Annotated in this window: 13 protein-coding genes; 5 read left to right on the top strand and 8 right to left on the bottom strand. The window is 71.8% G+C overall.

Going from position 1 to position 21752, the window contains the following annotated elements; translation table 11 throughout:
• Positions 1-44 precede the first annotated feature (44 nt).
• The 3 genes from ABT170_RS18025 to ABT170_RS18015 form a co-directional block, all read right to left on the bottom strand.
• The gene (locus ABT170_RS18025) at positions 45-245 is read right to left on the bottom strand and encodes an SPOR domain-containing protein (protein WP_329946285.1); all 201 of its coding nucleotides are present in this window, start codon (positions 243-245) and stop codon (positions 45-47) included.
• A gap of 535 nt (positions 246-780) precedes the next feature.
• A complete protein-coding gene (locus ABT170_RS18020) occupies positions 781-1533 on the bottom strand; it encodes a GntR family transcriptional regulator (RefSeq protein WP_266927771.1) in 753 nt (250 codons plus the stop codon).
• Between the two features lie 519 nt (positions 1534-2052).
• Positions 2053-3636 carry a S8 family peptidase gene (locus ABT170_RS18015; RefSeq protein ID WP_329946286.1) on the bottom strand — a complete coding sequence of 528 codons (1584 nt, stop codon included), beginning with the start codon at positions 3634-3636 and terminating at the stop codon, positions 2053-2055.
• A 235-nt stretch (positions 3637-3871) separates the two neighbouring features.
• Between ABT170_RS18015 and ABT170_RS18010 the strand changes: the two genes are divergently transcribed.
• A complete protein-coding gene (locus tag ABT170_RS18010; RefSeq protein WP_351868399.1) occupies positions 3872-4966 on the top strand; it encodes a pyridoxal-phosphate dependent enzyme in 1095 nt (364 codons plus the stop codon).
• Positions 4967-5051: 85 nt separating this feature from the next.
• Here ABT170_RS18010 and ABT170_RS18005 read toward each other — a convergent pair whose 3' ends face one another.
• Entirely contained in the window at positions 5052-5534 is a 483-nt protein-coding gene (locus ABT170_RS18005) for a cupin domain-containing protein (RefSeq protein WP_329946288.1), read from the bottom strand.
• Positions 5535-5636: 102 nt separating this feature from the next.
• On the opposite strand from ABT170_RS18005, the gene ABT170_RS18000 reads away from it, so the two are divergent.
• From ABT170_RS18000 to lanL, 3 genes are all read left to right on the top strand, one after another.
• A complete protein-coding gene (locus tag ABT170_RS18000; RefSeq protein WP_351868395.1) occupies positions 5637-8300 on the top strand; it encodes a discoidin domain-containing protein in 2664 nt (887 codons plus the stop codon).
• A gap of 283 nt (positions 8301-8583) precedes the next feature.
• The gene (locus ABT170_RS17995; protein WP_266923395.1) at positions 8584-8766 is read left to right on the top strand and encodes an SflA family class IV lanthipeptide; all 183 of its coding nucleotides are present in this window, start codon (positions 8584-8586) and stop codon (positions 8764-8766) included.
• 1 nt (position 8767) lies between these two features.
• A complete protein-coding gene (gene lanL, locus ABT170_RS17990; RefSeq protein ID WP_351868392.1) occupies positions 8768-11434 on the top strand; it encodes a class IV lanthionine synthetase LanL in 2667 nt (888 codons plus the stop codon).
• A gap of 97 nt (positions 11435-11531) precedes the next feature.
• Here lanL and ABT170_RS17985 read toward each other — a convergent pair whose 3' ends face one another.
• Positions 11532-13721 carry a DEAD/DEAH box helicase gene (locus ABT170_RS17985; protein ID WP_351868389.1) on the bottom strand — a complete coding sequence of 730 codons (2190 nt, stop codon included), beginning with the start codon at positions 13719-13721 and terminating at the stop codon, positions 11532-11534.
• A 185-nt stretch (positions 13722-13906) separates the two neighbouring features.
• Between ABT170_RS17985 and ABT170_RS17980 the strand changes: the two genes are divergently transcribed.
• Entirely contained in the window at positions 13907-15028 is a 1122-nt protein-coding gene (locus tag ABT170_RS17980; RefSeq protein ID WP_329946292.1) for a PP2C family protein-serine/threonine phosphatase, read from the top strand.
• A gap of 78 nt (positions 15029-15106) precedes the next feature.
• Here the strand turns inward: ABT170_RS17980 and ABT170_RS17975 are convergent, their stop codons facing one another.
• From ABT170_RS17975 to ychF, 3 genes are all read right to left on the bottom strand, one after another.
• Complete coding sequence (locus ABT170_RS17975) at positions 15107-18496, bottom strand: S8 family serine peptidase (RefSeq protein WP_351868386.1); 3390 nt, start codon at positions 18494-18496, stop codon at positions 15107-15109.
• Positions 18497-18855: 359 nt separating this feature from the next.
• Entirely contained in the window at positions 18856-19899 is a 1044-nt protein-coding gene (locus tag ABT170_RS17970) for a helix-turn-helix domain-containing protein (RefSeq protein WP_329946294.1), read from the bottom strand.
• 403 nt (positions 19900-20302) lie between these two features.
• Positions 20303-21391: a redox-regulated ATPase YchF gene (ychF, locus tag ABT170_RS17965; protein ID WP_266923379.1), complete on the bottom strand. Its 1089-nt coding sequence runs from the start codon at positions 21389-21391 to the stop codon at positions 20303-20305.
• Between the last annotated feature and the right edge of the window lie 361 nt (positions 21392-21752).

The raw sequence follows: 21752 nt of genomic DNA, 5'->3' as shown, positions 1-21752 counted from the left end.
CCCCGCCGCCCGCGCCATGCCCGGTCCCGGACCGGATCGGCCCCTCAGGGCCGCGCGCGCCGGTCCATCCGCTCGACCCAGTACAGCTGCTTGTGGCCGTGGACATCGAGGCCTTCGGCAATCTTCCGGGCCTCGTCCTCCGTGGCATATCTGCCGACGCGGTAGCGATTGCCGTTGTCGTCCTGCCGTATCACCAGCCACGCGAGCGCGGCACCGCTGTCGCTCATCGTGTCGCTCCCCCGCATATCGCCCCTCTCCCCACCGGCGTGCACGTCTCTAAGGATCCCCAGGAAACCGCAGTACGCATATGCCGGAGCCTACGCCTGACCTTCACGCTGCGGAGGCGGATTTACACAAAGAGATACACATCCCATCCGGCGCGAGGGGGCGCACGCCTTCGAGTGCGCCCCCATCGGTCCGGTCTGCGGGCAGCGAACGGGAAATGAGGAGCCGGACGGACAGGCCGTTGCCGCGAGGCCGCCGCCCCGGAGTCACGGGATACGGCGCCACGGAACACGGCGTCACGGGATACGGCGCTACGGAACGCGGCGTCACGGGATACGGCGCTGCGGGACGCGTAGTCGCGCGACGCGGAGCCGCGGCGGCCGAGGGGGCGTCAACTCGGCATCACGGGCACCGGACAGGCCGTCCCGGTCTCGGCAGCGCGACGGGAACACCGCTCCGGCGCCGCCCCGGACGCCGCCGTGAGCCCGTCCGGCCCGCGGTGGGCCCGGAGCTCCGGCCCCGCTGGCAGCGAGGCGCACCGCGGATGACGGGAGCTCACCTGACCGGCAGATGGTAGGCGACGCGATAGCGGTCGGCCGGGACCACGACATCGGCCGTCTCGACCGCGCGCCCCGAGGCGAAGTACGTCCGCCCGATCACCATGACCACATGGCCCGGTACGCCGCCGAGCGCCAGGAGCTCCTCCGCCAGCCCCGGGCGCGCGCCGACCTCTTCGGTCATGTTGTCCACGACGACATCGATCGCCGCCATCCGGTCGACCACCCCGCAGCCCCCCAGCGGGCCCTCCTCCGGCAGCATCACCGGGGTGCGTCCGGTGACCGCGAGCGGCTCCCAGGAGGTGGAGAGCATCATCGGCTCGCCCGCCTCCCGGAACACGTAGTGCGTACGCATCACGCGGTCGCCCGGCTCGATCCCGAGCCGCTCGGCGATCTCCGGCCCCGCCTCCTCCTGCTCGCTGCGCGACTCCCAGGTCCCGCGCGCACCGTCCGCCGTCTGCTCCTGGCGGAACGGACTGGCCCCGGCACCCGGCCGGTAGCCGGAGCGGGCGATCCTGCGCGGCACGGGACGCTCCCGCACATACGTACCCGAACCGGAACGCCCCTCCACCAGCCCCTCGGCCATCAGGACCTTCCGCGCCTCCAGGGCTACGGTGTCCGAGACTCCGTACTCCTCGCGGATACGGGCCTGGGACGGCAGGCGGGTATGGGGCGGCAGCGCGCCGTTGACGATCTTCTCTCTGAGATCGCTGGCCACGCGCAGATAGGCGGGCTGCTCACCGAAAGTCACAGGCACTCCCAACAGGTTGACAGTCTGCAACAGACTGACAACCGTGGGTTGTGGACCGCAAGCACAGGCCAAAGTTTCACTCGAAGTGATGATTCGCCTGCGACCGGCGCATATACCGAACGTGAGCGCCACAGGGGTCCCAGCCTTTTCCTGCCCCCGCCCACCCCCTTCCACACGGCTCACCCGATCAAAAATCGCCAAACCCGTGACCATTTCTGGTCCAGACAAATAACTTCCCGTGCGCAGAAGGGCTTTCGCGCACCCAAATCGCCGACATACAGCCTCAGTTCACGGACCGGAACGAGCTTCAGGCGTCGAGATCCACGGTGAGCCGATGCGCCCCGTCGGCCGCGGCCCCAAACCCCCGCCGAGCGGGCCACGCGCCGGGCGGAGGGAACACGGATGCGGGGCGGTCGCCCGACGCGACCGCCCCGCACTCGTCACTCACTTACTCACTTACTCACTTACTCACTCACATGTTCATGCGCACACGGCTTCCACCGCTTGCCGGAACGCCCGTCAGAACTGCAGCGCCCAGGAGTTGATCCGTCCGGTGTCCGCGGCGGCGTTGTCGCTGACCCGCAGCTTCCAGGTGCCGTTGGCCACCTCCGACGAGGCGTTCACCGTGTAGGTGGTGTTCACGTTGTCGGTGCTGCCGCCGGTCCCGTACGCCTTCAGGTTGTAGACCGAACCGTCGGGCGCGACCAGGTCGATCTTCAGGTCACCGGAGTAGGTGTGCGTGATGTTGACCGGCACGCTCAGCGCGGAGGGAGCGTTGCCCGCGATGCCGGTGACGGTGACCGGGGCCTCGACGGTCGCGTTGTCGGCGATGGCGTATCCGGTCGTGTTCTCGAACTTCTTGCCGGGCGGCGTGGTGGTGCCGGTGCCGACGTACAGCAGCCGGTTGGGGGAGCCGGTGCCCGGGTTCGTCACCACTCCGGTGGTCGCCGCGGCGACCAGACCGGCGGAGACCTGCGCCGGGGTCGAGCCCGGGTGGTCGGCGAGGTACAGGGCTGCCGCGCCGGCCACGTGCGGGCTCGCCATCGACGTACCGGAGATGGTGTTCGTGGCGGAGTCGCTGGTGTTCCACGACGAGGTGATCGAGGAGCCCGGGGCGAAGATGTCCACGATGCTGCCGTAGTTGGAGAAGCTCGAACGGGCGTCGGTGCTGGTGGTGGAGCCGACGGTGATCGCCTCGCCGACACGCGCCGGCGACTTGGTGGAGGCGTCGGTCGACTCGTTGCCCGCCGCGACGGCGTAGGTGATGCCGGACGCGATGGAGTTGCGCACGGCGGTGTCGAGCGCGGAGTCCGCCCCGCCGCCGAGGCTCATGTTGGCGACGGCCGGCTTGACGGCGTTGGCCGTCACCCAGTCGATGCCCGCGACGACCTGCGCGGTGGTGCCGGAGCCGCTGTTGTCGAGGACCCGGACGCCGACGATCTTGGCCTTCTTGGCGACGCCGTACGAGGACCCGGCGACGGTGCCCGCCACGTGCGTGCCGTGACCGTGGCCGTCCTGCGCCGTGTTGTCGTTGTCGATGGCGTCGTAGCCGTTCGAGGCGCGTCCGCCGAAGTCGCTGTGGCTGATCCGTACACCGGTGTCGATGATGTACGCGGTGACACCCTCGCCCGCCTTGTCGGGATAGGTGTAACTCTGGTTCAGCGGAAGGTTCTTCTGGTCGATCCGGTCCAGGCCCCAGGAGGGCGGCGAGGGCTGGGTGCCGGAGACCGTGAAGGTCCGGTTCTGCACCACGGACGCCACGGCCGGGTCGGCGGCGAGCTTCCTCGCCTCGGCGGCCGAGGCCTCGACCGCGTAGCCGTTGAGGGCCGAGCGGTAGGTCTTCTTGATCTCGGCGCCGTACTCCTTGGCCAGCGCCTTGCCGCGGGCGGAGCCCGCGTCGGGAGCCGACTCGTCGAGGGTGACGATGTAGCTGCCGCTGATCGCGCCCGGGGCGCCCGCGTTCTCGATCACTCCTTCCGCCGCGCGCTCGGACGCGGTGGCCGGGAAGGCCGCGGCGGTGGAGAGAGCCAGGGCGGCACCGGCTATGACGCTCGCCGCGGCGAGTCTTCGACGGGCCTGGGGGGTGTGACGCGTCACTGACATGTGAGGGGTCCTCCTCATGGGCGTGTACTGGTGGGGGCACTGGAGCCGCGCCGCGATTCCAGTCATGGGCATGACAAACCAGACACCGTGGCGCCACGTTTTCTGCGCCGTCCGCGATCGGCCTGCCGTACTGCCAGGCGAAACTTTGACCGATCCATGGCAAACCCACAAGGGTGCCTTGAGGTGCGCCATACATTCGACATTCATCCGCCATCCGCCTGACATGCTGGCGGGCATGGCCATGTACCGCTGCCCGCAGGACGGGACCCGTGCCGACATCACCGACCTGACCTGGTGCTGCCCCCGCTGCCGGGGCCCCTGGGACCTCGATTTCGAGACCTCGGCGGGGCTCTCGCTGAACTCCCTCGCCGGGCGCGTCAATTCACAGTGGCGTTACGAGGAGGCGCTGCCCCTCTCCGCCCCCGCGGTCTCCCTCGGTGAGGGCCGCACCCCGCTGGTGCCGCTCACGGGGACGGTCTCCGCCAAGCTCGACTACCTGATGCCGACGCTCTCCTTCAAGGACCGCGGCGCCGTGATGCTCGTGGAACTCGCCCGGCGGCTGGAGCCCGCCCGTGTCGTCGCCGACAGCAGCGGCAACGCGGGCACCGCCGTCGCCGCGTACTGCGCGCGGGCCGCTCTGCCCTGCACGGTGTACGTCCCCGAGGGGACCTCCCCGAAGAAGACCGAACAGATCCGGGCCCACGGCGCCCGGCTGGAGGTCGTCCCGGGCGGCCGGGAGGCCACCGCGCTGGCCGCCCGCGCCGCCGCCGACGCCCCCGGCACCTTCTACGCCTCGCACGTCTTCAACCCGTACTTCCTGCACGGTACGAAGACCTATGTGTACGAGCTGTGGGAGGACCTCGGCGGCCGGCTGCCGGACGCGCTCGCCCTGCCCGTGGGCAACGGCACGCTGCTGCTCGGCGCGGCACTCGCCACCGCCGAACTCCACGCCCGCGGCCTGATCGAGCGGCGCCCGGCCCTGATCGCCGTCCAGGCCGAGGCGGTCTCCCCGCTGGCAGCCGCGTTCCACGCGGGCGCGCGGGAACTCCCGGCCACCGCCGCCGACGCGGCCCCCACGCTCGCGGAGGGCATCGCCATCCCGCGCCCGCCGCGCGCCCGTCAGATCCTGGCGGCCGTCCGTGCGTCGGGCGGCACCTTCCTCACCGTGACGGAGGACCGGATCCGGGCCGCCCAGCGGGACCTGGCGTCCCGGGGCTTCTTCGTGGAGACGACCGGGGTCGCCTGCTGGGCGGCGGTGGGCGGCTGGACGGACCGCGAGGTCGTCGTACCGCTGTGCGGGGCGGGGCTCAAGACGGGCCTGGCCGCGTAACGAACGTGAGCCGCCGGCCGGTCGGCCCGTGAGCCGGCCGGCCGGTCCGTGAGGCGGCCGGCCGGTCCGTGAGGCGGCCCGTGAGTCAGTCCGTCCAGTGGGTGTCGTGCTTGACGAAGAACTCCGTCCGCTCCTCGGGCGACCACTCGGCGGCCTCGGCCACCTGCTCGAAGTACTCCTCGCGCGGCGCCCCCGGTGTGAAGAGCAGCAGCATCGACGCGGGCTCGTCCGCGTCGTTGCGGAAGGCGTGCAGACCGCCCTGCGGTACGTGGACGAAGTCGCCGCGCGTCGCGTCCGTCCAGCGCTCACCGTCGTAGATCCGTACGGTCCCGTCAAGGATGAAGAAGGACTCCGAGATCGACCGGTGGAAGTGTGTCGCGGGGCCGCCTGCCCGGGGGGCCATGTCCATCCGGTACAGCCCGAACTCACCATGGGTCGACTCCGTGGTGGCCAGGTAGTGCGTCCGTCCGCCGCCGGGCGTCAGCAGCTCCGGGGCGGTGTCCGAGGGCCGGTACGAGGCGCTGATCTCGCCCGCGCCGACGGTGTAGGTGGGGTCCGGGTACGACATGCCGCTCTCCTCTGCTCCATCCGGCCGCTTCGCGCCGCGGCCGTCCGCCGTTCACGCGCGCCGTGCCCCCGACCGCGCCGTCGCCTTCCCTACCTTCATGACGTGAGCCTCTCGCGCATCCCTCTCCTCGCGTCCTTGGCCGCGGGCGCCCTGATCGCGCCCCTGCCACTCCTCTCGTACGCCGCCGAAGCCCCGCACCGCACGGCCCCGCACGCCACCGCGCGGAACGGCACGGCGCCGCCGGTCTGCGGCGGGACGGACGTCCCGGACGCCTCCTGGGCACCGAGCTCCACCCGCTTCGGTGAGGCCGCAGGCTACGACCCCTATGTCGGCAACGGATATCTCGGACACCGCGTCCCCGCAACCGGGGCCGGGTACGACACCTCGGGCGAGAAGACCGGCTGGCCCCTGTACACCCCCCGCTACGACGGCGCGTTCGTCTCCGGGCTGTACGCCAGGGAGGAGGGCACGGCCGAGGGGCGCGAGGTCATCGCGGCGCTGCCGAGCTGGACGACCCTCGATGTGCGCGTCGGCGGGGAGACCTACGGCCCCGGCACCCCGGCGGGCCGGATCTCGCGCTACCGGCAGACCGTGTTCCTGGCCTGCGGGCTGGTCCGTACGTCGCTGCGCTGGACCACCGCGGACGGCCGGGCGACCGACCTGACGTACGACGTGCTGACCGACCGGTCCGACGTCCACACCGGAGCGGTACGGCTGCGCATGACCCCGCGCTGGAGCGGTACGGCGACCATCACCGGGCGCCTGGACGAGCGGGGCGCGCGCCGGATCACGATGGCCTCGGACGGCACGTTCCGCACGCTGGGCACCGGGACGGAGGGGGCCATCGCCCAGACGATGCGACGCGGCTCGGGCATCGTCGAGACACTGCGGCACCAGCCCGGGAAGGCCCTGCAGCCGACCCCGGTGCGCGAAGGGATCACGTACACCTTCGAGAAGTACGTGGGCGTCGACACCGCGCTCACGTCCTCCGCCCCGCGCCGGTCCGCCCTCGACGCCGCGCACCGTGCGGCCCGGCGCGGCTGGACGGGCGTCTTCGAGGCGAACGCCGCCGCCTGGCGGCGGGCCTGGGCCGCCGATGTCACCGTACGGGGCCGCCCCGAACTCCAGGGCTGGCTGCGGTCCGCGCAGTACGGGCTGCTCGCGAACACCCGGCCGGGCTCCTCCGACAGCATCGCCCCGGCCGGTCTGACCAGCGACAACTACGCGGGCATGGTGTTCTGGGACGCCGAGACCTGGGTGTACCCGGGGCTGCTCGTCACCCGGCCGGAGCTCGCGCGCTCCGTCGTCGAGTACCGCTATCGCACCCGCGACGCCGCCCGCGCGAACGCGGAACGACTCGGCTACGACGGCCTGTTCTACCCCTGGACCAGCGCGAGCAGGGGCCGGCTGGACTCCGAGTGCCAGAGCTGGGACCCGCCGCACTGCCTCACCCAGAACCACCTCCAGGGCGATGTCGCGCTCGCCGTCTGGCAGTACTACCTGGCCACCGGCGACCGCGACTGGCTCGCGGAGCGCGGCTGGCCGCTGCTGCGGGGCATCGCCGAGTTCTGGCGGTCGCGCGCCACCGCGAACGGCGACGGCAGCTACTCGGTGCGGAACGTGGCGGGCCCGGACGAGTACAGCAACGGGGTCGACGACGGGGTCTTCACCAACGCGGTCGCCGCCACCGCGCTGCGTCACGCGACCCGCGCCGCCGAACTGCTCGGTCACCCGGCACCGGCCGCCTGGACGCGGGTCGCGGACGGTCTCCGCATCCCGTACGACGCGGAACGGAAGGTGTTCCTCCAGTACGCGGGCTACAACGGCTCCACCATCAAGCAGGCCGACGCCGTGCTGCTGATCCATCCCCTGGAGTGGCCGATGGAGCAGGGCGCTGCCGCCGCCACGCTCGACTACTACGCGGCCCGCACCGACCCGGACGGCCCCGCCATGACGGACTCGGTGCACGCGGTCGCCGCCGCCGCCATCGGGGAGCCGGGCTGTGCGACATACACCTATCTCCAGCGCGCCGTGCGGCCGTTCGTCCGCGGCCCGTACTCCGTGTTCTCCGAGGCACGCGGCGAGAAGTCCGGTGCGCAGGACCCCCTCTCCGGCTTTCCGGCCGACGACTTCATCACCGGGAAGGGCGGCTTCCTCCAGGTCTTCACACACGGGCTGACGGGGCTGCGGCTGCGCGAGGACGGGGTGCGCCTCGACCCGATGCTGCCCCCTCAGCTGCACGAGGGCGTCACGCTGACGGGCCTGCGCCATCAGGGCCGTACGTACGACATCGTCATCGGCGCCCGGACGAGCACGGTGCGGCTGACGTCCGGCGCCCCGTTCACCGTCCACACCCCGGCGGGCCCGCGCCGGCTGTCCACCACCCTCACCCTGCCCACGCGCCGCCCCGACCTGGCCCCGACGGCCGACGCGGCACGCTGCCGCCCGGCCACGGCCACCTCCGAGACCCCCGGCCTGTACGCGGAGGCGGCGGTGGACGGCAGCCCGGCGACGGTCTGGTCCCCGGACGGGGCGACGGGATCGCTCACGGTGGACCTCGGCCGGCCGCTCGGCGTGACCTCCCTCGTACCGGAGTGGGGCGATGTGCCCCCCGCCTCGCACACCCTGGAGACCTCGGCGGACGGGCGCGCGTGGCAGCCGTACGTGGCCGGGGACAGCGCCAGGATGGTGCGGGTGACCGTCCGTTCGCAGGACGCGGGCAAACCGCCGGGCATCGCCGAACTGCGGGTCGGCACGGCGAACTGACCAGGGGTGGCCGGGCATCGGCCGCCCTGGGGGCGCGCCGCCCCCGCCCTCCGTGCGCGCGCCGCCCCCGCCCTGCGTGCCGTCCCGGCGGGATGCGGCGGTTTTCGGCCGTGCCGTCGAGGGGCGAATACGGGTATCCGCAGCGGCATCGGGCCTCTTGTCACCCGGATCCCCGCTGCCTACCTTCGTGATCAGCACCTTGGAACAGCGGGCACCCCGGACGGTCCCCACCGGCCGGAACCCGTTTCATCAGCGCATGCTCGACAAGACACGGAGGCGTCACATGCCCACAGCCATGCTGGAACTCCCGAAGGTCGACGAAGTCCGCGACGCGGGGCCGCTGGCGGTCGACGACGAGGCGATCGTGTTCGAGGACGACGACCGCAGCGACCGCGAGCACACGGCCTGCCTCTCCGACCCCTGGGTCACCGCCACCACCCGTTTCGAGTGCCAGAAGAACTCGTAGCGTGACCGAATCCATCGCCGGCCGCAGCGGATGGTGCGACCGGTCCGACGACATCTGGTCGTACCTGAACGATCCGCGGATGCCGGCGATGGACCACGGCTGGAAACTGCACATCACCGCGCGGCCCGCCGAACTCGACGATGTGACCGCTCTCGTGCTGCCGGTGCTGCGGCGGTACGTCTGCCACGCGAAGTTCGCCCGGGACGCGGAGACACTGCGCACCATCAACTCCGGTGTGCCGGACGCGGGCATCGTGGGGAAGGCGATCACGGTCTATCCCCTGCCCGGCGCCGTCGTGGAGATCGCCGGGGAACTGGTCGCCGTACTGCGCGGCCGGGAGGGCCCGCAGGTCGTCAGCGACCGGCGGGTCGATCCGGACTCCCCCGTCTACTACCGCTACGGGCCCTTCACGGGCGAGTACCGGACCGGCCGGAGCGGACGGCTGGAGTCGGTCATGACCGGACCGGACGGCCGGATCTTCGACGGGCTGGCCGCCGGCTCGTACCGCTGCCCGCCCTGGGCCGAGGATCCCTTCGCGGCCGGGTCCGGGGCCGGGGCCACGGCCGGGTCCGGGGCCGCCGCCGGGTCCGGGGCCGGGCCTACGGGCGAGCCGTCCCCGCCCGGCCTGGGCGGCGGACGCTATACGGTCACCGCCGGCATCGTGCGCAAGCCGGAGGGCAACGTCTACCGGGCGGTCGACGTGTCCACGGGACGGTCCGTGGTGGTCAAGCAGGCGAGGGCGTTCGTGGCCGAGGACGAGTCGGGCGCGGACACGCGTGACCGGCTCCGCAACGAACGTACGGTCCTGGCCGCACTCGGCTCCGTCGACGGTGTGCCCCGGGGGCTGGACTACTTCCGGCACCGCTCGGACGAGTACCTGGTGATGAGCAGTTGCGGCGGCCGGAACCTGCGCCGGGACGTCCAGGACAACGGCCCCTACCGGGACGACCCCGCCGATCCGGCGCGCACACTCCCCGCACTCGCCACGGGTCTCCTGCGCATCGTGGACGACATCCACCGCCGGGGCGTCGTCGTCCGTGACCTCAAGCCGGACAACGTGGTCCTCGACGACACGGGCCGGTGCCATCTGATCGACTTCGGGATCAGCGAGCTGGGCGGTACCGGCCCGGGAGGGGCGACCCCCGGCTACAGCGGACCCGTTCAGCGCGGGAACGGACCGGCCGCGCCCGCCGACGACTACTACGCGCTGGGCGCGACCCTGTTCTACGCTGCCACGGGCCTGGACCCGGTGATCGCCGACGCCGACGACGGGGTCAACCTGGAGCGGTCCCTCGACGCCCTGGCCTGGGCGCTGCCCGGCCGTGACCACCGGGAGACCCGGTCCACCATCACCGGCCTGATGAACCTCGACGCGACCGCGCGAACCGCCGGTGCCGGCCGGCTCCGGACGGGGAAACCCGGGGCGTCCGGACCCTCCCGGCAGCCTCGGCGGCGGCGGCTGGACGACGGCCTGCTCCAGGAGATCATCGAGCACACGACCGCCTACTGCGCCGAGGAGGCGCGCGGGATCGTGGACCCGGTGCGCGCCGCCCGCCTGAACATCCCCACGCCGGTCGATGTCTACGGCGGAAGCTCGGGGCTCGGCCTGGAACTCCTCCACCACACCGGGCGCCCCGGGGTGCGGGAGGCCGTCGACGCACTGGCCCGATGGACCGCCCAGCAGACGAGGAGCATGTCGCCGGGCTTCTACGCCGGCCGCACCGGCGTGGAACTGTTCCTCGCGGCGGCGCATGCGGGTACGGGCACAGGCACGGGTACGGGTACGGGCCCGGCGGCGCCGGCCGGGGAGTCGGACCTTCTGGTCCCTTCGGCCCACCCGGTCCTGCCGGCCCACCCGGTCCTGCCGGTCCGGACGCCGGACGGCGGACCGCCGGAGGCGGACCTGATCGAGGGCGCCGCGGGAATCGGCCTCGGCCGCCTGCTGCTCGCCCGGCAGGCCCTCGCGGCGGGCGACCGCCTCGCGGCCGACCGGCACCGGGCCATCGCCGCCGCGTGCGACCGGATGCTGGAGTCCGGCGAGGCCGGGCTGACGGCGACGGGCACCGGCTCACCCGGCAGCGCCGCGCTGGGCGCGGGCCTCGCGCACGGCGAGGCGGGCGTCGCGTACTTCCTGCTCGAACACGGCAGCGCGACGGGCGACCCGGCCGTGATCGGCAGGGCCCGGAAGGCCTGCGCGCACCTCGCCGCCGCCACACCGGGCATCATCACGGCAGCCGGCGAGCCGCGGGCGACCCGTCGGTACGGCTCATGGTGCCGCGGCCTCGCCGGGATCGGAGCCGTACTCCTGCGCGCCGCCGACCGCCTGGGCGAACCCGAGTACCTTCGCCTCGCACAGCGGACGGCGCACACCTGCGCCGCACTGGCACCACGCATGCCGCTGGTCACGCAGTGCTGCGGCCTGGCAGGGGTGGGCGACCTGCTGGTGGACGTCGCGGAGGCGTCCGGGTCCGAGGAGGTGTGGGACGCCGCCGGAGACGTAGCGATGATCATCCTGAGCCGCAGCGGCGGCACGCGGTCCCGCCCGACGTTCCCGGACAGCGGCCTGACCGGCCCGAACGCCACCTGGGCCGGTGGCTCGGCCGGCGTACTGGCCTTCTTCCGGCGGCTGCGCGACCGGGGCGGGGAGCGGCTGGGCCTGATCGGCTGACGTGAAGCGCGGGGCGGCGATCCGCCACCGCACGGCCGGTCCACCGCCCGCCCGGCTCACGGCAAACGGCAAACGGCTCACCGCTCACGGCAAACGCCTACGGGTGCCCCGGGGACGGTGCGGGGACCGTTCCCGCTCCCAGCCGCGCCTGCTCCTCCTCGACGATCCGGCGGGCCATCGCCGTGTCCGACACATCGACGGCATCCGGCGTCGACTCGGCGACCGCGCTGCGGCGCGCGTACGCGTCGAACAGCCGGGACTTGTTCTTCAGCATCCGCACCATCCGCTCGTCCACCCCGCCCGTCGCGAGCAGCCGGTGCACCCGGACCGAACGCAACTGCCCCATGCGGTGGGCCCGCGCCACTGCCTGATGCTCCAGGGTCGGCTTGATCTGGGGCTCACAGATGATCACCACGGACGCGGCCTGCATGTTGAGTCCCACGCCCCCCGCCTCGATCTGCGCCACCAGCACCGCGTGCCCCGGTGCGGCGGTGAACCCGTCGACCAGTTGCTGGCGGCGTACGGGCGGCACGCTCCCCGAGAGCGGGCCGAACACCTGACCGCCGCCGGGGCCGCGGGCACCGTCCAGCGCTTCCTTCACCGTCGCCAGGACATCCCTGAAGTGGGAGAACACCACCACTTTCAGCCCGTTCTCGGCGGCGTCCTCGACGATCTCGGCCAGCCGGTCCAGCTTGGCCGACTTCTCGGGGTGTGCGTAGGCCGCTCTGCGCATCGCCATGAAATTGCCCTCGCGCACCGCCTCGCGGTAGGCGGCCTCGTCCGACGCGCTCAGCTCCTCCCACTCGTCCGTGTGCTGGAGCGTGGGCAGTTCGGTCAGGACGTCCTGCTGGTTGCGGCGCAGGTAGACCGGGGCGACCGCCCGGCGGAAGCTCTTGGCGCCGGCCGCGCCGTCACGGTCGCCGATGGCCTCGGCCAGCTCCGGCTGAAGGATCTGGACGAGGCTGCGGAACTCGGCGACGCGGTTCTCCATGGGCGTACCGGTCATGAAGAGAACGCGTTCGCAGTGCCCGGACCAGGCCGTCACGGTCCGGGAGCGGCGCGCCTGCGGGTTCTTGACGTAGTGGGCCTCGTCGACGACCAGCATCCCGAGCTCCCCGCTCGCGGGGACGGGAAAACCGCTCAGGGCGGTGAAGGTCGTCACTCCCACCCCGCCCCGGCTCCGCCAGTCGGCGAACGCCTCCTGCCGGTCGGGGCCGTGCAGTGGCATCACGCGCAGCTTGCTGCGGGCCTCGATCTCGCGTGTCCAGTTGATCAGGACGCCGGCCGGGCAGACGACCATGAAGTGGCTCTGCCCCTCGGCGGCGAGGTGGGACAGGGCGGCGATGGCCTGGATGGTCTTGCCGAGCCCCATCTCGTCGCCGAGGATCACCTTGCGCTGGGTGAGGACGAAGCGTGCTCCGAAGGCCTGGTAGCCGCGCAGCGACACCCGGCGGTGGGTGTCGTCGAGCAGCTGGCCGCGGACCCGTTCGGCGACCTCGTCGGGCAGGAACCCCTCGGCGGCGTCGGGGTCGGGTCCGCCGCCGGAGATTTCCGCGAGCAGGCTGTAGTACTCGGCGGAGCGCAGCTCGAAGTCGACCCAGGCCGCCACGTCGGAAGGGGTACCGCGCAGCAGATCGACCGAGGCCTGGGCGAGCAGTTCCGGCACCGCGCCCCGTACCGCCTCCTCGGTCGCCGCGCGGACCTCGGCGACCGCCGTGAGCGCCCGTTCCCGTTTGGCCCGCCCGGCCAGCAGCATGCGCAGCCGCCCGCCGGCGGTCCTGGCCTCGGCCAGCAGCGGTCCGAGGCGCGCCGAGAGCACCGCGGCGGCGTCGACGGCACGCCGCGCGTCGGGCCCCGCCTCCACCAGGACGTGCAGGGCCTCGACGAGCGCCGTGGTGCGGGGCTCCGGCGCGTCCACGTCGATGTGGACGGCGACGGTCTCACGTACGGCATCGGATATCCGACGCGCCGCCGCGACGACCTGATCGGCGGTCCGCTGTCCCACGCCCGGAATCTGCCGCAGCCGGTAGGGGCCCGCGTCGAGCACCTGCCGGACCGACCGCAGCCCGCTCCGCTCGATGTCGCCGAGCCTCACCCTGCCCTCGGTGACCTCCTTCAGCCTGGCCACGGGGATGGCGTCGAGCGCCTGCTCCACCGACTCGTCGTGGATCGGCTTCAGCGCCGCCCTGACCGCCTCGACGGCCCGCCCGTGGTCACCGGCCACCGCCTGCGCGGCGTCGTACAGCCGCACGCCCTCCGCGACCGCTTCCCGCTCACCGCGCCCCATCCCGCCCCGGCCCTTCTCACTGTGTCCCCGAATACCGCGGGCCATCCGATCATGACCGCCATCGGGGCGCGCCTCTTCCTCACCGCCACGGCCGCGCCCCGCCGGACCCCGTCCGGCGGGGCGCGGCTCGCTCGCGGCTGTGCCTGCCTAACGTACGGGGAACACACCACTTGCCAGGAGGTCCCGTGCCCCGTACGCGTCCGAGGAGATTCGCACGTCCCTTCGAGGCCATCGAGCCGCCGCGCAATACCGAGGTCGTGATCGGCGTAGTGTCGATGACGGCTCTGGTGCTGGCTCTCGGCGCCCTGTCCGGGTCACTGGTGTGGCTTCTGGGGCTCCTGGTGTTCCTGCCGGGAACGGCGTCGGCGCTGTGCACCGTACGGCAGACACTGTTCGTCTCCGCGTGGACCACGCTCGTGGTCATCGTCACGGTGGTGCTCCGGCACGGCGACGGGGCGTCGTGGGTCGACAGGATCCTCATGATGCTGCTGACGCTCACCCTGGGCGCGGCCTCCGTCTACGCTTGCGACCGCCGCATCCACCGGGAGCACGAGATGCTGCGGATCCGCTCCACCGCCGCGGCGATGCAGCGCCACATCCTGCGCCCGCTGCCGCTGCTCACCGATGATGTCCTGGTCGACGGCGTGTACGAGCCCGTGCAGGAGGACCGGCTCGTCGGCGGCGACATCTACGACGTCGTCGCCTCCCCGTGGGGCACCCGGGTCCTGATCGGCGATGTCCAGGGCAAGGGCCTGCCCGCGGTCGGCGCCGCGTTCGCCGTCATCGGCGCGTTCCGCGAGGCGGCCCACCGGGAGCCCACCCTGACCGCGCTCGCCGACGCGCTCGACGCCTCTGTCGTACGGCACAACTCCTATGCCGCGCAGACCGGTGACGACGAACGGTTCGTCACCGCCCTCGTCGTCAACATCGACGCGCACAACGACGTGCAGGTCATCAACTGCGGGCACATTCCCCCGCAGCTGCTCCATGACGCCACGGTCAGCACCCCGGCCCTCGAATCCGGTGTCCCCCTCGGCCTGGCCGAACTCGCCGTCGCACCCGCCACCGTCGACTGGTTCCCCTTCCCGCCCGGCGCGACGCTCCTGCTGACCACCGACGGACTCACCGAGACCCGCGCCGCCGACGGCACGTTCTACCCCCTCACCGAACGGCTCGCCGAGCGCGTCTCGCTCTCCCCCACGGACCTGCCGCGCGCCCTCTACGACAACGCCCGCGCGTTCGCCGGGGACGGCAGCCAGCACGACGACGTCGCGGTCCTGTCCGTCCGCCGTTCACCGCTGCGCTGAGCGCGGCCCCGCGGGCGACGGGAAAAGGGCCGGGCGGGTCCCCCTGTGGAGGGAGACCCGCCCGGCCCTTCCGTGTGGCTATCGGACGTCGTAGGCGCGCGTGATGGTCTGGGTGACCGCGTTGTCGCCGGAGTCCGTGAGGGTGGTCCTCAGCATGACCTGCTCACCGGTGGCACCGGTGTGGTCGAGCGTGGCCGTCCACTTGCCGGCCCGCTGCTCGGTCGGCGCCTGGGTCCAGGTGGTGCCGCCGTCGTAGGAGTAGGACAGTGAGGCCTCCGTGATCCTGCCCGGTGTGTACCCGGCGTGGCCCTCGGCCGACAGACCGACCTTGATACCGCTCCGCGCGGGCAGCGTCTTCATGCCGTCCACCGGCAGGTCGTAGTCCGGGAAGAGGATCGGTATGCCGCGGGAGTAGACGTCGGGCTCCAGGTGGGAGCGGAAGCTCCAGGTGGTGGTGACCGCGGTGGAACGCAGCCAGTTCCGGTCCGAGGTGTCGATCTTGGCCAGGTTCTGGGTGAGTTCGTACGCGGAGTCCTCGGCAGGCACCTTGAACGCGTCGTACGGGTAGGCGCTTCTGGCGATCTCCTCGCCGTTGCGCTTCAGCAACAGGTTGCCGAGGTCACCGAAGGACCCGCCGTAGGACCAGTGGTCGTCCGAGCCGTCGAGCCAGAGCGCACTCTGGAAGCCGATCAGTTCGCCCTGCCGCTCGGCGGCCAACGCCAGGTCGCCCTCCGTGTCGCGCGCCGCGGCCGGCCGCATGAGCCCGCCGTACCACTCCTCGGTGCGCCGCTCACGGGGCTGGTGGACGCGGTACTGGTCGGTCATGTACGCGGCAAACGGGAAGCTGGTCATCGCGCCGTGGAGCCAGGTGTCGCCGCCGGTCGTGTAGTACGCGGTACGGGTGCCCGGCACCTTGACCGGAGTGAGCAGGCTCACCGGGATGGCGATGTTCGTGTTCCAGGCGGGGAGGACGAACAGCCCGTCGAGGTAGTCGGCCTCCTTGCCGAGGGCGTTCCACTTCTCGGTGACCCGGGCCAGCGCGGCATCGCTCTGGCGGTAGACCCGGTCGGACCGCAGCGGCCCCCCGGTCGGGAACGAGAGGTTGTAGACGTAGGACGAGCCGTCCTGCGAACCGGTGGCACGCCAGGTGGGCCGGAACTCGAAGAAGCCCTTCTGGGCGCGCCCTTCGACGGAGGCGTAGAACTTCTGCACCTTGCTGCCGGAGGTGAGCGATCCGCTCAGCTGCCAGGTGTCCTCCCACGTACGGCCGTAGCTGAACGTGGTGCTGTTCACCTTGGCAGGACGGTCGGTCCGCGGGCTGATCCGGTGTGCCTTGCGGGCGTCGAGGACGACGGTGGTGTCACGGGTGATCCGCAGCTGCGGGCGGCCGAGATAGCCGATCGACTCGGCCGCGTTGTCCGCGCCGTAGGTGGTCACGAAACCGGAGAGCGCGTAGTCACCGGGGCGCACGCTGTACGTCTGCTCGGCCGCGCCCTGGTTGCCGCGGCGCTCGCCCCGGTCGGTGTCGAGGCTGACCAGGTCCAGCGAGGAGGCGCCGCTCGCGGGCTTGCCGTTGCGGTCGACGACCTTGACCCGGAGGGTGACCGTTTCCGGCTGGACGTGGAGCGTGACCGGCACACTGACGTGCGTGTCGCCGCCGGTGGCGATGATGCGGCCGGTGACGGCACCGTACTGGGAGGCCTTGAGCCGGGCGGTGGGGTCGATACGCAGCGGCACCTGGACCGTGGCGCCCGCGGGAACGGTCACCTTGCTGTGCTCAAGTCTCATGATGGCGGAGCTGACATCGCTGCCGTCGTTGCCGTGCACACCGCTCACCCCGAGCTTCAGGGTGATCGCGTCGGTGCCGGTGTTGGTGAAGGGCACCTGCACGGTGGTGCGGTCGGAGGTGTGCTGCGGCCAGTTGTAGCTGCCGCCCTGGACGGCCGGTGCGGACAGCACCTTCTGGCGGACCGCGTCGAACACATCGAGCACGCCCGCCCCGGTCTGGTCGGCACCGGCGACCTTCCCGCCGGTACGGGCGGAGGAGACGAGGGCCGCCTTGATCTGCTGCGCGGTCCACTCCGGGTGGGCCTGGCGGACGATGGCCGCGGCGCCCGCGACATGCGGGGCCGCCATCGAGGTGCCCGACATCTCCCGGTAGGCGTAGGGGCCGCGTCCACCCGCGCTGGCGGCCGAGATGCCGACGCCGGGGGCGGCGATCTCGGGCTTGAGGGTGTGCGTGACGGCCACCGGGCCACGGCTGGAGAACCACGCGGTGGTGTCGTCACGGTCGACGGCGCCGACGGTGAGCACACCGGGCACACAGCCGGGCGAGGAAACGGTCTCGATGCCCGAACCGGCGTTGCCCGCGGAAACGACGAACAGGCTGTGCGTGGTCTGCGAGAGCTCCTTCGCGGCCTCCGCCAGCGGGTCGGAGCAGGTGCCGATGGCCGGGTTGCCCAGGCTCATGGAGACGACGTCGGCCTTCTGGTCGACGGCCCACTGCATACCGGCGATGATCCAGGAGCTCGCGCCGGCCCCCGTGTCGTCGAGGACCTTGCCGACGAGCAGGGAGGCCCCGGGGGCGACGCCCTTCCTGCGGCCGTGGTCGGCGGCTCCGGTGCCACCGACGGTGGACGCGGTGTGCGTGCCGTGCCCCTGGCGGTCCGCGGTGCTGTCGGAGTCCGTGAAGTTCTTGGACACGGCGATCCGGTTCACCAGGTCCGGGTGCTCGGCGTCCACGCCCGTGTCCAGCACGGCGACCTTGGTGCCCTTGCCGTCGTAGCCGGCGGCCCAGGCCTCCGGCGCGTGCACCTGCTTGGTGGACCGGTCCAACGTGGCCTCGACCTTGCTGTCCAGCCACAGCTTCTTGAGCGTGGAGGCGGCACGCGAACGGGTGTTGGTGATGTCCTGCCAGAAGGCGGCGGCCGTGTCCTTGCCCGCCTTGAGCGCGACGCCGTTCACGGCGGGGAGCTCAAGGCCCCGCTTCGCCCCACGAGGAGCCACCGGCAGGCTGTCGGCGACGTCGACACCGCTCCGGTACGTGGCGATGAGCGGCAACGTATCGGTGTTCGTGTCGTCGTACCCCTGACGTATCAGGCCGGTGACGTTGAACAGCTGCTCGTCGACCCTGCCCTCGGCGATCGCCCGGGAGGCGCCCTCCGGGTAGACGTAGAGGTCCTTGCCCAGCTGGAAGGTCTCCACGAGCGGCTGTGTGCCGTCCTCGTGGGGCAGCAGGGCCGCGGAGCTGCGGCCCGACGGGTCCGTGGTGACCAGCACCTTGTCGCCGGTGACGAGCGTGACCGTCACCTGCTTTCCACCCGTCGGCGGGGTCCCGCCGCCGACGATGGGCTTCTCTCCCGAAGCACCGTCAGGCGGTGCGGTCGCCGCCCCGGACGGTGCGACAGCGGTGACGCCCAGGACTGCGGCGGTTGCCGCGCCCAAGGCCATGCGCGCTATGGGATGCATGAGTCTCCCCTACTTGACGCCGTGAACATGCCAGGCTTGCGGCTGAATCCTGGCAGACATACGGAGCACATAGGCGCGCCGCGCATGGCGGGTTCCCCACGTGACGGCATTCCGTCACGAGGTCATCCCCACCGCTCACCGGCTTCGGGAACCGCCGCCTCGTACGGTCGCGGGGGCGCGGCCCACCCTCCCGCCCGACGCCCTCCGCCGGAACGTCGCCGTGGGGCCGCACCGCCGCCCGCCACCGACCGTCGCCGCTGGTCCCGTCGTCACTCGTCCCGGGGCCGCTGATTCCGGGGCCGTCGGGAACGCCGGGAACCACCCGGAACGCCGGCGCCAGTAACGAGTTCCTCGGGCTCTCAGGCGGACGAAGAGGGCGGGCACAGCCAGCCCGCACGTGCCGCGTGCCAGCCGAGCTGCAAGCGCGAGTCCACTCCGGCGAGGTCCATCAAACGGCGTATCCGCCGCTCCACCGTACGTACGGAGAGACCGAGCTGGGATGCCGTCCGCCGGTCCGAGATACCCGCCAACAGCCGTGCGAGGACCTCCAGTTCCCCCTCGGTCGGCTGATCGGCCGCAGGTTCCTCGGGGGTCCCCGTGTTCGTGTACATCGGCCGGGCCTGGGCCCATTCCTTCTCGAAGAGATGGACGAGGGCCGTCAGCAGGCCGCTGCGATGCACCACGATCGCGCTCGGCTCACCACCGGAGTCCGCCATGTCCAGTGGCACCATGGCGCGTTCCCGGTCCGACACGACCATCTTCAGCGGCAACGAGTCGACCAGGCGCAGGTCGAGGCCCGCCATGACCGCCGTCCGCACGTCCCGCACGATGTCGTGACCGTCCAGATAGTCCTTGGCGGCGACGACCCGGAAGTCGACTCCGCGATCCAGCGCGGAACTCTCCGCCGTATCGGTGTCCTCGCGCGGCACCGCGATGGGCTCGCCGACGAGGAAGACGAGCAACTCCCGCTGGGCCCCACTCTGCAATTGGTGGAACCGGTGCGCGACCTGCTCCACACCGACGACCACCTCCACGACACCCCCCGCGGTCTGTGCGGCGGTACTGCGGTACTGCTCGCTCAGGATCGAGAACGCGGTCTCGGCGTGGTGCAGCGCGTTGCGCTGCTCGACGAGGAGCGGAGCCAGGGCCACCGAGGGCGGTGTGAGCCGATAGCGGGCGGGCGGCGGGCCGGCCTCGCCCTCGGCGGGTTCGGGCGCCCCGCTCGCGGCCTCCGCCACGACGGCCACCAGGCCCCGCGCCGCCAGGTCATCGAGGATCCGCACGCTCTCGGCCCCGTCGAGTCCGGTCTGCCGGGCCAGGTCCCGCGCGGAACCTGTGGGTGTGGCCAACAGCGCCGTATAGATGGCCTCTTCGCCCGGACCCAGTCCCAGCGCCTGCAACATCCGGCTCCTCCTCGGGGCGGCCACCGTATCGTCCTGGCGCGACTCACCTGCGCCGAGCGGATCTTCTCGGCCGAACCCTATGCCTCCGTCAGGAGACCGCCACCGGCCGTTCACCCGGCAGGTCCACGACGGCCACTGCCGGACGCGGCGGACCGCCCCGGGCTCGCTCCCCCGAGTCCGCCCACCGCGACCGGACGGCCGAGCTGCGCAAGTAGGTGATCACAGCGGCGAAAACGGCGGCTGCACGCGTCAAAGCGGCCGGGTAGGTCGCGCCATCGAGGCGGGCCAGTATGGAGGCTGATTCAGCCGGAGAGAACAGGAAGGGGCCAGACCCGAAGATCTGGCCCCTGACCTGGGGTTTCTCGCCCTAACCAGCCACTTCAGCCGATCAGGGAATCAGGCACTACACGTTGAAGCGGAACTCCACCACGTCGCCGTCCTGCATGACGTAGTCCTTGCCTTCCATGCGGGCCTTGCCCTTGGCGCGGGCCTCGGCGACCGAGCCTGTTTCGACGAGGTCCTCGAAGGAGATGATCTCCGCCTTGATGAAGCCCTTCTGGAAGTCGGTGTGGATCACACCGGCCGCCTCGGGGGCCGTGGCGCCCTTCTTGATCGTCCAGGCGCGGGCTTCCTTCGGGCCTGCCGTGAGGTAGGTCTGGAGGCCCAGGGTGTCGAAGCCGACGCGGCCGAGGGTGGCCAGGCCGGGCTCTTCCTGGCCCATGGACTGGAGGAGTTCCAGGGCCTCGTCGTCGTCCAGCTCGATGAGCTCGGACTCGATCTTGGCGTTCAGGAAGATGGCCTCGGCGGGGGCGACCAGGGCGCGCTGGGCGTTCTTGAAGTCCTCGTCGACCAGCTCGTCCTCGTCGACGTTGAAGACGTAGAGGAAGGGCTTGGTGGTGAGCAGGTGCAGCTCGTGCAGGAGGCGGCCCTTCTCGGTGGACGCGGTGATGCCCGCGGCGAAGAGCGTCTCGCCGGACTCCAGGATCTTCTGGGCCTCCTCGACGGCGGCGAGCACCGCCACCTTCTCCTTCTGGAGGCGGGACTCCTTCGTGAGGCGCGGGACGGCCTTCTCGACGGACTGGAGGTCGGCCAGGATCAGCTCGGTGTTGATCGTCTCGATGTCGTCCTTGGGCGAGACCTTGCCGTCGACATGGACGACGTTCTCGTCCTTGAAGGCGCGGATGACCTGGCAGATCGCGTCGGACTCGCGGATGTTCGCGAGGAACTTGTTGCCCAGGCCCTCACCCTCGCTCGCGCCGCGGACGATGCCCGCGATGTCGACGAAGTCGACGGTGGCGGGGAGGAGCTTCTGCGAGTTGAAGATCTCCGCGAGCTTGTTCAGGCGCGGGTCCGGGACGCCGACCACGCCGACGTTCGGCTCGATCGTGGCGAACGGGTAGTTGGCCGCCAGCACGTCGTTCTTGGTCAGGGCGTTGAACAGGGTCGACTTGCCGACATTCGGCAGACCGACGATTCCGATCGTGAGCGACACTTTGGCGACTTCCTGGAGTGAGGAGGTGAGGAGGGGTCGTGCTGTTCGGGCCAGGCCTCGGAGTGGACCGATTCTCCAGTTTACGGGCGGCGGCGCGCGGCCCGGCACGGGTCCGCCGGAGGCCTGCCGGAGGTCCCCGGCGGGTCGCCCGGCGGGGCCGAACAGGTCGGTATTCGGCCGTGTGACATCGAACTCAACCCCAAGGTCGGCCAAAGCGCGTGTCCAACGCCTGATTCCTCCCGCCTCGCGACCTACGTTGTGAGGGTGGAGCAGCACAGGACACGACCCCCGCAGCGCAGGCAGCCTCAGCAGGCCCCGCCGGCCCCGTCCCCGCAGGGCGCACTCGGCGAGAGTGCCGCCG

The organism is Streptomyces sp. NPDC001787 (genome assembly GCF_040297465.1).
GTDB lineage: Bacteria > Actinomycetota > Actinomycetes > Streptomycetales > Streptomycetaceae > Streptomyces.
Note: the sequence above shows the minus strand (reverse complement) of the source record. Positions and strands in the feature narration are given on the sequence as shown.

What these genes read in the sequence shown, in the direction of transcription:
- ABT170_RS18025 (WP_329946285.1), bottom strand. Translation starts at nt 245, where the DNA reads ATGCGGGGGAGCGACACGATGAGCGACAGCGGTGCCGCGCTCGCGTGG.
- ABT170_RS18015 (WP_329946286.1), bottom strand. Translation starts at nt 3,636, where the DNA reads ATGTCAGTGACGCGTCACACCCCCCAGGCCCGTCGAAGACTCGCCGCG.
- ABT170_RS18010 (WP_351868399.1), top strand. Translation starts at nt 3,872, where the DNA reads ATGGCCATGTACCGCTGCCCGCAGGACGGGACCCGTGCCGACATCACC.
- ABT170_RS18005 (WP_329946288.1), bottom strand. Translation starts at nt 5,534, where the DNA reads ATGTCGTACCCGGACCCCACCTACACCGTCGGCGCGGGCGAGATCAGC.
- ABT170_RS17995 (WP_266923395.1), top strand. Translation starts at nt 8,584, where the DNA reads ATGCCCACAGCCATGCTGGAACTCCCGAAGGTCGACGAAGTCCGCGAC.
- ABT170_RS17985 (WP_351868389.1), bottom strand. Translation starts at nt 13,721, where the DNA reads ATGGGGCGCGGTGAGCGGGAAGCGGTCGCGGAGGGCGTGCGGCTGTAC.
- ABT170_RS17975 (WP_351868386.1), bottom strand. Translation starts at nt 18,496, where the DNA reads ATGCATCCCATAGCGCGCATGGCCTTGGGCGCGGCAACCGCCGCAGTC.
- ABT170_RS17970 (WP_329946294.1), bottom strand. Translation starts at nt 19,899, where the DNA reads ATGTTGCAGGCGCTGGGACTGGGTCCGGGCGAAGAGGCCATCTATACG.